A 12298-nucleotide genomic window follows, 5' to 3' on the forward strand; every position below is an offset into this window, starting at 1 on the left:
TTTTACCCTATTTTATTGGTTTTAATCTTCAAAAAAATGAGGCCAACGTAAGTGATCAATCCATTTAAAATTAACAATTCATAGCCGAATTTATAACCTGAAAACCATGTTTCAGCATAAATATCTAATAACGCAGTGATTAATAGAGAAACAATCGCAACAAAAGGTACTCTTTTTTCTTGAATTTTGTTTTTTGAAAATATTCCAAATGCGAATAGTCCTAACAGTGGACCATAAGTGTAGCTAGCAACTTTTAAGAGACTGCTAATAACATTGTCTTCTAGTACGTGTTTGAATAATATGATGACAAAGATTAATAAAATTGAAACACCGATATGTACTTTTTTTCTTGTCTTTTTTTGGTCGAGTTCAGGCAGGTTTTCAATAGAAAGAAAATCATAGCAGAATGAAGTTGTTAAGGATGTAAGAGCACTGTCAGCACTTGAATAGGCTGCTGCGATCAAGCCTAAAATAAAAACAAGTGCGATAGGGAATCCTAAGTTTTGGTTTAAGGCAATCTCTGGAAATAATAAATCTGTTTTTGGATTCCCATCTACCATAGGTATTGAAATTCCATGTTTGTCAGCATATATGTATAATAGAGCTCCTAGAGATAAAAAAATAAAATTGACAAAAATGAGAACAAAACCAAGAGATAAAATATTCCACTGAGCCTCTTTTGTGCTTTTACAAGTGAGGTTTTTTTGCATCATATCTTGATCTAGTCCAGTCATTGCTATGGCAATAAACATTCCTCCAAAAAATGATTTTACAAGATGCTTATTGTTGTTTAAGTTATCATAGAAAAATATTTTTGAATAATTTTTAAATTCATGAGATTGAAATGCTTCAATGATGGTCCAATTAAAACTATCACAAATTATATAAATAGCAACTATTACAGCAGTTAACATAAAAGTTGTTTGAAGTGTGTCTGTCCAAACAATTGTTTTCATTCCTCCTTTATAGGTGTACATCCAGATTAATAAAATCGAGATTACTACCGTGAATTCAAACGGAATATTCCAAGCGTCAAAAATAAAATACTGAAAAACAGAAGCTACTAGGAAAAGTCTAAATGATGCACCTAATACCCTAGAAACAAAGAAAAATAAAGCCCCTGTTTTGTGGGTAACATTTCCGAATCTATTTTGTAGGTATTCATAAATAGAAGTAATGTTAGTTCTATAATATATTGGGAGTAAAATATAGGCGATCACTATATATCCAGCTAAGTACCCTAGTACTATTTGCATATAGCTAAATTGACTTGCTTGCACCCAACCAGGAACTGATATAAATGTGACGCCAGACAAAGAAGCACCAATCATACCAAAGGCAACAACATACCAAGGAGATTTTTTTTCGGCTTTAAAAAAGGAATCATTGGAGTCGTTTTTACCAGTGAAATAAGAAATTCCTAACAGTACGAAAAAGTAGGCTAAGACAATAAAAACTATTTGATAGGCTTGCATGAAATAAAGTGTTAAAAAAAGTGAAAATACTAAAGATTTATTAGCAGCGGCTTATTTGAGAAGAATTATTCTGGAATTAATACAAATTGATTAGTTTTTATCGTTTTTTGATTTGATGATGTAGCTATTTACTTGTCTAAATTAGTACATTTGTGATATGAATTTTTCATCAAAATTGTTAGAAAAAGCTGTGAATGAAGTTTCACAGTTACCTGGAATAGGTAAAAGAACTGCGTTAAGACTTGTATTACACCTTTTAAAGCAACCTAAATCTCATACGAATCATTTAGCGAACGCTTTGAATGATTTGGTAGAAGAGGTAAAGTTGTGTGAAAAATGCCATAATATTTCTGATGTAGAGCTTTGTGAAATTTGCTCAAACCATAATCGTAGTGAAAATATTGTTTGTGTAGTTGAAGATATTAGAGATGTAATGGCTATTGAGAATACAGTTCAATATAAGGGTTTGTACCATGTTTTGGGTGGTAGAATTTCACCAATGGAGGGCATAGGTCCTCATAATTTAACTATAGAAAGTCTTATAGATAAAGTGAAAGAGGGGCGTGTTACTGAAGTTGTATTGGCTCTTAGTTCTACTATGGAAGGGGATACCACGAATTTTTATTTGTATAAACAATTACAAAATTATTCTATTACTATTTCTACCATTGCACGAGGTATTTCCGTGGGAGATGAGCTGCAATATACTGATGAAGTCACTTTAGGTAGAAGTATTGCAAATAGGGTGCCTTTTAGTGATTCATTAAATCAATAATTTTTTTATCTTTCAAATACAATAACCACTCTGTATTTTCGTTATACAGAAACCAATTTAATTAACTTACTTGACTTCTAAACCTAACATTCAACTCTCCGTTGTTATAGTCAATTATAATGTGTATCATTTTTTAGATTTATGTCTAAGAAGTGTTGAAAAAGCATGTTTGCACTTAAATGCGGAAATTATTGTTGTAGACAATGCTTCTACAGATAATAGCTGCGCTTTAATTTCTAAAAACTTTTCATCTGTAAACCTTATTTGTAATAAAGATAATATTGGTTTTTCTAAGGCGAATAATCAAGGAGTAGCTCTTGCAAGAGGAGAGTACGTTTTAATATTGAATCCCGATACAGTTGTTGGTGAATCAACTTTCTTAGAGTTATTGTCGTTTGCAGTTGAACATGAAAATATGGGAGCCGTGGGAGTGCAATTGGTAGACGGTACTGGTGCATATTTACCAGAAAGTAAACGTGGAATCCCTACCCTAAAAGCATCGTTCAATAGGTTTTTAGGGAAAGATAAAAATAAAGGAACTTACTATGCTAACAATGTAGAGCAAGATGGAGAGGGCGAGATTGAGATACTTGTAGGGGCGTTTATGTTTCTTAAAACCAAAGTTTACAAGGAGGTTGGTGGTTTCGATGAGGATTACTTTATGTATGGAGAAGACATTGATCTTAGTTATAAGTTACTACAGGCAGGTTACAAAAACTATTATTTAGGAAGTTTGAAATGCATTCATTTTAAAGGAGAGTCTACTCGAAAGGATGTGAAATATTTAAAATATTTTCATGGAGCTATGGAAATATTTTACAAAAAACATTTTACTTCCAACTTTTTTCAGGATGCAGGAATGAAGATTTGCATCAAATTGTGGTATTTATTTAAGTATTTTCAGCTTTCAGATCAAACAATTCTTATTGAAGACAGAGAAAATGTATTGTATGTTGGAGATAAAAAAGTAGCGATAGATAAAAATATTCGTAGAAAATTAAGTTTTGTCAAGTTTAATTCTATGAAACAATTACAGCGCTACGCTCAGAAAAATAAAATAGAAGAAGTGTGGTTAGATGAATCTTCTTTAAACTATGAAAAGATAATTGATCTGATTTCTACATTACATTCCGATAAACTAATTTATAAAATCCATTCGCAAGATACCCATTATGTAATCGGTAGTAATTCTTCTGATGGACGAGGAGAAATCATTGATTTACTCTAGTGAATCATCTGGATCCCAGCTTCTCTTTTTTCTAGATTTTTTGTAAAGTTTTACAAGTAGCATTAAAATTATTCCAAAAGAAAATATTCCCACAACACCCCATATCCAATCTATGTTGTTTTGTAATTCTACCAAAAAGACTACCGCAAATAAAACCACTGTTGCCACTTCGTTCCATAACCTTAGTTTAGCTGAGCTATATTTAATAATGTCATCTTGAAGTTGTTTGTAGATGACATGACATCCCCATTGATAAAAATATAATAAAATTACAAACGATAGTTTGATCCACATCCATTGCTGTTTTAAAAGAGTAGGGTTTTCATAAAGTAACCAAAACGCAAAAAAACTAGCCAGTACTGCAGAGGGCCAGGTAATAATATACCAAAGCCTTTTGCTCATAATTTTGTATTGCCTTTGTAAAATCCCTTTGTCAGGTTGTTGCTTTTTGTCTGCTTCTACATGATAAATAAATAATCTAACTATGTAAAATAAACCTGCAAACCAGGTAACGATAAAAATTATATGTAAGGCCTTTATATAGTAATAGTTCATTTGTAATTTATTGTAATGTCTAGTGACAAAGATATCAATTAATCTCTCTTAAGTGTTAATAGCTAGTAAACAACTATAAATTTCTAAGGATAGCTAATGAGATTGTCTTATCAGAGTTTTTGTTGAAATGTTTTGAAGCTGTTTTCTTTTGAAATGTAACAACATTATTTTGGTTTATACCATAAGCAAATACCGTTTTGAGACGTGGTCCTTGGTACAAAAACAAAGAAGGGTTAAAGTAAATTTAATCGTCGCATTAATTCACTTCTATTTGATCTGCTTACAGGAATTATGTCTTGTTTTATCAGAACACTGTTGTCTTCAATATCAACTATTTTGTTAAAGTTAATAATATAAGATCTGTGTACTTTTATAAAAGTCTGAGAAGGTAATTTGTTTTCTATTTTTTTTAAAGTAGAATGTACAATATAGTTTTTACTCTCTGTTTTGATGTTTATATAGTCGCCTTTGGCTTCGATTAAATAAATATCAGGGATATGTATTTTTACTAATCTTCTATCAATGTTTACATAAAGTTTATCTTCTGTAGTATCCTTGTTTTCTTCTTTTTTCTGTTGAATTGGTGCTCCCAATGAAGATATTTTGTCCATGGATTTTTGAAATCTTTCAAATGTCAAAGGTTTTACAAGATAATCTACTACGCAGTTATATTCGAAGGCGTCTAAAGCAAAATTTCTGTCAGAAGTTACAAGAACAATACTAGGAGGTGTTTTAAGCGTTTTTATAAAATCAAATCCAGAAAAAGTAGGCATATGAATATCAAGAAAAATGAGATCTACCGTTTGGTCATTTAAAAATTTAATGGCATCAATTGCATTTTCAAAATCTCCAACTACCTCTAAATCTTCTACTTTAGAAATCATTTGTTGGGTTATCAATCTTGCAGTAGCATCATCATCAATTAAGATACACTTTTTCATAAATTATTATTTTTTAATAAATAGCACTACGTTTTAAAAATGGTTTACGCCTTTTGGTTTTGTTATCGGCAGACTTAAAAAGTAGTTTGTTCAGGTAGCTATATAAAAACTAAGATACTTATTTTATGTATTATTCAAATAAAAAAGATAAAATATTTCTATACTTAACATCACAATTCTATTATTCTTGGATGAATTTCTTTTTAGATATTTTGGTTTTCAAAGTAGGTTCTGTTATCATAATATTTTACGCTACATCAAATAGAGTTGTTTCATAAAAAGGAATTAAATAAAAAGCTTAAATTTAATTTCTAATAAATGTTATGATATGAAATATTATTTTTTAGGCTTTGTGTTTTTTCTATCTGTAGGCTTTCAAAGTTTTGCGCAAGATCGATTTTTGACAGTAACTTCAAAAGATTCTATTAATGGGAAACCTTATTTTAAAAGTAGTTTTGGAGCCAATATTAAATTGAACGGTTATTATGATGTTTTTGGTGGACTTCAGGATAGTGAGACGTTTAATATAGGTAAGATTAATGTTTTTGGAACAGATGATTCAGGTAGTTTTAAAATGGACATGTATCAAACGCAACTAAAGTTTGAGTCTACGATTATGACTAAAGAAGGAGAACGTATTTATGCGATTGTAGAATTTGATTTTTGGGGAGGAAATGGAACCATGCGTTTAAGAAAGGCTTATGTTGAGTTTGATCATTGGCAAATAGGTCAGGGGTGGGCATCCTTTGGAGACGAAGCTTTATGGCCGAATATTTTGGAGTGGGAAGGACCACCTTCAGGGGTTTGGGTTCGTAGTCCACATATTAAATATTTCAATAAAATAGGAAATGATCCTGACTGGAGATATATTATTGCCTTAGATGCACCGATTACTGATTATAATAGGTATGATGAAATTGAACCACTAATTGGGAATGCACATCAAACAACTCCGGATCTTATTTTGGGTGTGAAACATGAAAAAAAATGGGGACATTTGAGAATGTCAACAATGTTTCGAAATATCAATTATGAGTATGATGATGTCAAAAGTTCGTTTTTCGGATATGGTGTTTCTTTTTCAGGACGATTATTGAAAGGTAAAAATAGCTTTCAATTTCAAGGAACGGCCGGAAAAGGAATAACCTCTTATATAACGAGTATTGCAGGGTTTGGGTATGATGGATTTCCTACTGTTAACAATGAGCTTGATGCGACACCTTCCTATGGAGGTTGGATGGCCTATGAACATTTTTGGACAGATAAATTACATACAAATTTAGTAGGTGGTTATACAAGATTTTTTACAAATGATATTTCTAGATTTCTGGTTTCTGAAAATGAGAGTCCAGAGCTTGTTGTTTTAAACGGTGATGTAGATCATATTCATTATTATGGGATTGTAAATATTATGTATGACCATTATAGTAGGATGACCTATGGGGTGGAGTTAGATTATGGAGCAAAAAGGTTAGTCATGAATGGTCAGGTTAATGGAGCTGAATTGGATGTCAATAAAGCTAGAGATGCTATGCGAATCAGTTTTGGGTTGATGTTTTACTTTTAATCGAGTTCCGTTTTTTTAAGGATTTATTATAATTTCTTGTCTATAACTTTTAAAAAATTAACTTTTAGTTTTCATTTGTTTCTAAGTATCTTTGTCGCTTATGAAGTTTGAAATAAAATCGAAAGATCCACAAAGTAAAGCCAGAGCAGGTGTAATGACAACTGATCATGGTCCTATAGAAACTCCAATTTTTATGCCCGTAGGAACTATGGGAACCGTAAAAGGAGTGCACCAAAAAGAATTAAAGGAAGAAGTAAATCCAGATATTATTCTTGCGAATACTTATCATTTGTATTTACGTCCCAAAATGGATATTCTTGAAAAAGCAGGTGGGATTCATAAATTCATGAACTGGGATAGACCTGTTTTGACAGATAGTGGTGGATATCAAGTATACTCTTTGTCTGGTAGGAGAAAAATTAAAGAAGAAGGAGTGAAGTTTAAAAGTCATATTGATGGCTCTTATCATTTCTTTTCTCCAGAAAATGTGATGGAAACACAGCGTACCATTGGGGCTGATATTATCATGGCTTTTGATGAATGTACACCTTATCCATGCGATTATAAATATGCAAAGCGATCTATGCATATGACGCATCGTTGGTTGAATAGGTGCATGACGCATTTAGAAAAACTACCTTTTAAATATGGGTATTCACAAACGTTTTTTCCAATTGTTCAAGGAAGTACTTATAAAGATTTGCGTAAACAATCTGCAGAGTTTATTGCTGGTGTAGGAGCTGAAGGAAATGCCATTGGAGGATTGTCTGTTGGGGAACCAGCTGAAGAAATGTACGCAATGACAGATGTTGTTTGTAGTGTATTGCCAGAGGATAAACCAAGATATTTAATGGGGGTTGGAACACCGATTAATATTTTAGAGAATATAGCTCTTGGAGTAGATATGTTTGATTGTGTTATGCCAACACGTAATGCTAGGAATGGAATGTTGTTTACAGCTTATGGTAGTATTAATATAAAAAACAAAAAATGGGAAGATGATTTCTCTCCAATTGATTCTATGGGAATTACTTATGTAGATACTTTTTATTCAAAGGCTTATTTGCGTCATTTGTTTGCTTCTAATGAAATGTTAGGGAAGCAAATTGCAACTATTCATAATTTAGGATTCTATTTATGGCTAACCCGTGAAGCTAGAAAACATATTTTGGCAGGTGATTTTGCTGAGTGGAAAAATAAAATGGTTCGTCAAATGAATAACCGTTTGTAATTCTTATATATTTACGATTCAATTTTTGAACTTGAGAATATTAGATAAATACATATTAAAAAAATACTTAGGGTCTTTTTTCTTTACCTTATTTATTTTGATACCCATTGCAATAGCGATTGATGTGTCAGAGAAAATTGATAAATTCTTACGTCATACTAATTTATCAGTAGGAGAGATAATAGAAGATTATTACGTCAATTTTATTATTTATTATGCCAATACGTTTATGCCATTGGCTTTGTTTATATCTGTAATATTCTTTACCTCAAAGCTGTCAAATAATACAGAGATTATTGCCATTAATAGTGCAAGTATCTCCTTTACCAGGTTTTTAAAACCTTATTTTATAGGAGCTACACTTGTAACGGTTTATGCTTTGTTTATGAATCATTATGTGGTGCCAAATAGTAATGAAACGCTTACAAAATTTGATAAAAAGTATTTAGCAAATAGAAATAATGTTAAAGAAAATTATGTAAAAGAATTTAGTATGCGCCTAGGAAAAGGGAGGTATATTTATATTCAGAATTTTGGTATTAGAACTAATAGAGGGTATGATTTTTCATATGAAGAATATGATGGATTAAAAATGAAGTATCGTTTGACTGCAAACGAAATCACATGGTCTAAAAAAGACAGTACATTTTCTTTAAAGAATTTTACCAAAAGAAAGAGGTTTAATGATATGGATAGTATCGAAGTTGGAAGAAAGTTTGATACTATTTTTGATTTTTCTCCTAAAGATCTTTTGTATGTTGATTACTTGTCTAAAGAGATGACTTCTGCGGAACTAAAGAATTTTATAAAAAAATCACAAGATAGAGGTGTGAAAAATTTGAATGCCTATTATGTGGAGCTTTATAAGAGAACTACATTACCTGTATCTTCTTATATCATGACATTACTAGCTGTTTGTTTGTCTTTCCGTAAAAAACGTGGAGGAATGGGAATCAATATGGCTGTAGGAATTGGGTTGATGTTTATATATGTTTTCTTTATGAAAGTGGCAGAAGTGCTAGGTGCAGTTGCGGGTAGCAATACTGTGTTACTTATCTGGATGCCGAATATAGCATTTGGGGCGTTAGCCTTTTACTTGTATTTAAAATCAAAAAAATAAAAAATATGATTTTGATACTTTCATTAAGTTAGTATCTTTGTCATCTTATAACAATAACAATATGGAATATTTAGACTTTGAATTACCAATTAAGGAACTTGAAGAACAATTGGATAAATGCCAAGTGATCGGAGAGGAAAGTGCTGTTGATGTTTCTGAAACATGTAAGAAATTAACAGAGAAATTAGAGGTAACTAAAAAAGAAATCTATAAAAATTTATCTCCTTGGCAAAGAGTTCAGTTGTCAAGACATCCTAACAGACCGTATACTTTGGATTATGTAAAAGCATTAGCAGGAGATACTTTTATGGAGTTACACGGAGATAGAAGTGTAAAAGACGATAAAGCTATTATTGGTGGTTTAGGTAAAATAGGAGATCAATCTTTTATGTTTATCGGACAGCAAAAAGGTTACAACACAAAAACACGTCAATATAGAAATTTTGGGATGGCAAATCCTGAGGGATACAGAAAAGCATTGCGTTTAATGCGTATGGCTGAAAAGTTTGATATCCCTGTACTTACTTTTGTTGATACTCCTGGTGCTTATCCTGGCTTAGAGGCAGAGGAAAGAGGACAAGGGGAAGCAATAGCTCGTAATATTTTTGAAATGTGTGTGTTGAAAGTGCCTATTATTACTGTAATTATTGGAGAAGGAGCTTCAGGTGGAGCTTTAGGTATAGGTGTTGGTGATAGGGTAATGATGATGGAGAACTCATGGTATTCTGTTATTTCTCCTGAAAACTGTTCTACTATTTTGTGGAGAAGTTGGGATTATAAAATTGAAGCTGCATCTGCTTTGAAATTGACATCTAAAGATATGTCTAGTCTTAACTTAGTTGATGGGGTGATTAGAGAACCTGTTGGAGGAGCACATTTTAATAGGGAAGAGACTTTTGAAACAGTAAGGAAAACAGTAATGGATGAATTGGCTGCGATCAAAAAGTTATCTGTAGAGAAAATGATTGAATCTCGTATTGCTAAATATGAGAACATGGGAGTTTACAAAGAATAGTAAATCGCTGTAAATATTAAAAACCATCTATTTATAGATGGTTTTTTTATACATAAATATGTCAGAGAAAATACATTCACATTTTATCATTCACAAACCTTTTGGTTATATCTCTCAGTTTGTAAATAATAAAACTAGAAAGAAAAAGTTATTGGGAGATTTACATGATTTTCCAGAGGGAACCATGGCTGTTGGGCGACTTGATGTAAAATCGGAAGGTTTATTATTATTAACTACTGATGGTAAGTTAAGTCATACTATTTGCAGTACGAAAGTTGAAAAGGAGTATTATGTGCAGGTTGATGGCGTGATGAATGCTGAGGCATTACAGAAATTAAACAAGGGTGTTGAGATTGGAATAAAAGGCGTGAAGTATATTACCAAACCAAGTATTTGTGTGTTGTTAGAAAAGGAACCTGATTTTGCAGACCGATCTACAAAAATCCGTGATGATCGGCATGGACCCACTTCATGGATTTCAGTTCGAATCAAGGAAGGAAAGTTTAGGCAGGTTAGAAAAATGACTTCTGCAGTTGGTTTTCCTACATTAAGATTGGTGCGTGTAAGAATTGGGAATATCCTGTTGGGAAGTTTAGAGCCCGGCAAAGTAATGCCTGTTAAAGAACTTAAATATTAGATGTATTTAAAAAATATAAAAATGATAAAAAATGTTTGGGGAATAATGGTATTTGTATTTTTGTTCTCTTGCGAAAAAGAAAAGAAGGTAAACAAAAACAGTCCTAATGTTTTATTTATTTTGGTAGATGATTTTGGGGTGTATGATACCAGTAGTTCAGGAAGTAAGTTTTACGAAACACCTCATATCGATAGTTTAGCGAATCAAAGCACTGTGTTTACACAGGGGTATGCTAGTTGTAGGGTGTGCAGTCCTTCTCGGGCAAGTATTATGACAGGTCAATCTACCGCAAGACATGGGGTTACGGATTGGATTGGAGCTAAATCAGGAGAGCAATGGAGAGATTTGAATCGATATGATAAAATGTTGCCGGCTAATTATAAAAAAGAGTTGCCTGCTAAAAACATTGTTTTAGCAGAAGCTTTCCAAAATCAAGGTTACAAAACTTTTTTTGCTGGAAAGTGGCATTTAGGCGGTGTTGGGTCGTTGCCCGAAGATCATGGTTTTGATATCAATAAAGCTGGTTATCATAAAGGAAGTCCAGCAGGAGGATATTTTTCACCTTTTAAAAATCCGAAATTAAAGGACGAAATAGCTGGAGAGAATCTTTCAATGCGTTTAGCTAATGAAACAGTTGAATTTATGAAAGAGCATAAAGAAGAACCATTTTTTGCATTTCTATCTTTTTATGCCGTACATGGTCCTTTGCAAACAACAAAGGAACTTAGAATGAAATACAGGAATAAGGCCGTAGCATTAGGTTTGTCTGATGAAGGATACCAGTTGGAACGTGTTTTACCTGTACGTGTAAGTCAGGATAATCCTATTTATGCTGGTTTGGTTGAGTCGATGGATTCCGCTGTTGGGAAAGTTTTGAATAGTTTAAAGGAATTTGGTTTAGAAGAAAATACGATAGTGGTTTTTACCTCTGATAATGGAGGAGTTGCTTCTGGTGATGCTTTTTCTACTTCAAACTTGCCGTTAAGAGGAGGGAAGGGTTATCAATGGGAAGGAGGAATAAGAGAGCCATATTTTATAAAGGTTCCTTGGTTGAATACTAAGATAAACTTTATAGATATACCTGTAACGGGAACTGACTTGTATCCAACTTTATTAGATTTGTCTGGAATGTCACTTATGCCTTCTGAACATAGAGATGGAATAAGTTTAAAACCTTTATTAGAGGGTAAATCTATTAAAGAAAGGCCTTTGTATTGGCATTACCCTCATTATGGGAATCAAGGGGGAGAGCCTTCCTCTATTATTCGATTAGGGAAATGGAAGTTGATTCATTATTATGAGGATTCAAGAAATGAGCTATACGATCTAGAAAATGATATACATGAGGATAATGATTTGTCTTCAGAGTTAATAGAACGAACAGGAATCATGCATACCATGTTAAAAGCATATCTTAAGGAAGTAGGAGCGAAATATCCGACTGTTGATAGTACTTATAGCAAAGTTATTGCAGGCAAAATGAGGGCTGCAAAACAACAACAATACAAGGTGATTTTAGAAAAATACCGAAAGAAAATGCTGAAGGAGAATTTTGAACCAAATAAGGATTGGTGGGGTAGTCAGTTAACAAAAGATTAATTCTTGTGAGCTGCTAAAAAAAGCAGGAATTGGTGAAGTAATTTATAATTAAATTAATTATATTTGCGTCGTAAAAATAAAACAAATGAATACAAATAAACTACATCATCATCATTCTAAATCTTGTGATCAAACGAGCTAGGAATGTTATGTAG

At 32.3% G+C, this 12298-nt stretch carries 11 protein-coding genes; 8 read left to right on the top strand and 3 right to left on the bottom strand.

Annotated elements, in window-relative coordinates:
- Nucleotides 1-2: 2 nt before the first annotated feature.
- Nucleotides 3-1475, bottom strand: coding sequence for a sodium:solute symporter (locus AC2DZ0_RS01860; protein WP_484643319.1), 1473 nt, complete (start codon nucleotides 1473-1475; stop codon nucleotides 3-5).
- 157 nt (nucleotides 1476-1632) lie between these two features.
- Between AC2DZ0_RS01860 and recR the strand changes: the two genes are divergently transcribed.
- Together recR and AC2DZ0_RS01870 are read left to right on the top strand one after the other, a co-directional pair.
- On the top strand, nucleotides 1633-2250 hold the full coding sequence (recR, locus tag AC2DZ0_RS01865) for a recombination mediator RecR (protein WP_484643320.1): 618 nt from the start codon (nucleotides 1633-1635) through the stop codon (nucleotides 2248-2250).
- A 70-nt stretch (nucleotides 2251-2320) separates the two neighbouring features.
- Nucleotides 2321-3478 carry a glycosyltransferase family 2 protein gene (locus tag AC2DZ0_RS01870; RefSeq protein WP_484491334.1) on the top strand — a complete coding sequence of 386 codons (1158 nt, stop codon included), beginning with the start codon at nucleotides 2321-2323 and terminating at the stop codon, nucleotides 3476-3478.
- Here AC2DZ0_RS01870 and AC2DZ0_RS01875 read toward each other — a convergent pair.
- Both AC2DZ0_RS01875 and AC2DZ0_RS01880 read right to left on the bottom strand, forming a co-directional pair.
- Nucleotides 3470-4033, bottom strand: coding sequence for a CopD family protein (locus AC2DZ0_RS01875; RefSeq protein ID WP_484491335.1), 564 nt, complete (start codon nucleotides 4031-4033; stop codon nucleotides 3470-3472). The genes AC2DZ0_RS01870 and AC2DZ0_RS01875 overlap by 9 nt on opposite strands.
- A 233-nt stretch (nucleotides 4034-4266) precedes the next feature.
- Nucleotides 4267-4974, bottom strand: coding sequence for a LytR/AlgR family response regulator transcription factor (locus AC2DZ0_RS01880; protein WP_484643322.1), 708 nt, complete (start codon nucleotides 4972-4974; stop codon nucleotides 4267-4269).
- 328 nt (nucleotides 4975-5302) lie between these two features.
- Here AC2DZ0_RS01880 and AC2DZ0_RS01885 point away from each other — a divergent pair, with 328 nt between their 5' ends.
- From AC2DZ0_RS01885 to AC2DZ0_RS01910, 6 genes are all read left to right on the top strand, one after another.
- On the top strand, nucleotides 5303-6541 hold the full coding sequence (locus AC2DZ0_RS01885) for a hypothetical protein (RefSeq protein WP_484643324.1): 1239 nt from the start codon (nucleotides 5303-5305) through the stop codon (nucleotides 6539-6541).
- A 100-nt stretch (nucleotides 6542-6641) separates the two neighbouring features.
- A complete protein-coding gene (tgt, locus tag AC2DZ0_RS01890; protein ID WP_484491338.1) occupies nucleotides 6642-7772 on the top strand; it encodes a tRNA guanosine(34) transglycosylase Tgt in 1131 nt (376 codons plus the stop codon).
- A gap of 31 nt (nucleotides 7773-7803) precedes the next feature.
- Nucleotides 7804-8892: an LptF/LptG family permease gene (locus AC2DZ0_RS01895; RefSeq protein ID WP_484643326.1), complete on the top strand. Its 1089-nt coding sequence runs from the start codon at nucleotides 7804-7806 to the stop codon at nucleotides 8890-8892.
- A gap of 61 nt (nucleotides 8893-8953) precedes the next feature.
- Complete coding sequence (locus AC2DZ0_RS01900) at nucleotides 8954-9907, top strand: acetyl-CoA carboxylase carboxyltransferase subunit alpha (protein WP_484491340.1); 954 nt, start codon at nucleotides 8954-8956, stop codon at nucleotides 9905-9907.
- Nucleotides 9908-9965: 58 nt separating this feature from the next.
- Nucleotides 9966-10544 carry a pseudouridine synthase gene (locus AC2DZ0_RS01905; RefSeq protein WP_484643328.1) on the top strand — a complete coding sequence of 193 codons (579 nt, stop codon included), beginning with the start codon at nucleotides 9966-9968 and terminating at the stop codon, nucleotides 10542-10544.
- A 21-nt stretch (nucleotides 10545-10565) separates the two neighbouring features.
- Nucleotides 10566-12143 carry a sulfatase gene (locus AC2DZ0_RS01910; protein ID WP_484643330.1) on the top strand — a complete coding sequence of 526 codons (1578 nt, stop codon included), beginning with the start codon at nucleotides 10566-10568 and terminating at the stop codon, nucleotides 12141-12143.
- The last annotated feature ends 155 nt before the right edge of the window (nucleotides 12144-12298 follow it).

It is taken from the genome of Flavicella sp. IMCC45668 (genome assembly GCF_057219105.1).

What these genes read in the sequence shown, in the direction of transcription:
- AC2DZ0_RS01860 (WP_484643319.1), bottom strand. Translation starts at nt 1,475, where the DNA reads ATGCAAGCCTATCAAATAGTTTTTATTGTCTTAGCCTACTTTTTCGTA.
- recR (WP_484643320.1), top strand. Translation starts at nt 1,633, where the DNA reads ATGAATTTTTCATCAAAATTGTTAGAAAAAGCTGTGAATGAAGTTTCA.
- AC2DZ0_RS01875 (WP_484491335.1), bottom strand. Translation starts at nt 4,033, where the DNA reads ATGAACTATTACTATATAAAGGCCTTACATATAATTTTTATCGTTACC.
- AC2DZ0_RS01880 (WP_484643322.1), bottom strand. Translation starts at nt 4,974, where the DNA reads ATGAAAAAGTGTATCTTAATTGATGATGATGCTACTGCAAGATTGATA.
- AC2DZ0_RS01885 (WP_484643324.1), top strand. Translation starts at nt 5,303, where the DNA reads ATGAAATATTATTTTTTAGGCTTTGTGTTTTTTCTATCTGTAGGCTTT.
- tgt (WP_484491338.1), top strand. Translation starts at nt 6,642, where the DNA reads ATGAAGTTTGAAATAAAATCGAAAGATCCACAAAGTAAAGCCAGAGCA.
- AC2DZ0_RS01900 (WP_484491340.1), top strand. Translation starts at nt 8,954, where the DNA reads ATGGAATATTTAGACTTTGAATTACCAATTAAGGAACTTGAAGAACAA.
- AC2DZ0_RS01905 (WP_484643328.1), top strand. Translation starts at nt 9,966, where the DNA reads ATGTCAGAGAAAATACATTCACATTTTATCATTCACAAACCTTTTGGT.
- AC2DZ0_RS01910 (WP_484643330.1), top strand. Translation starts at nt 10,566, where the DNA reads ATGATAAAAAATGTTTGGGGAATAATGGTATTTGTATTTTTGTTCTCT.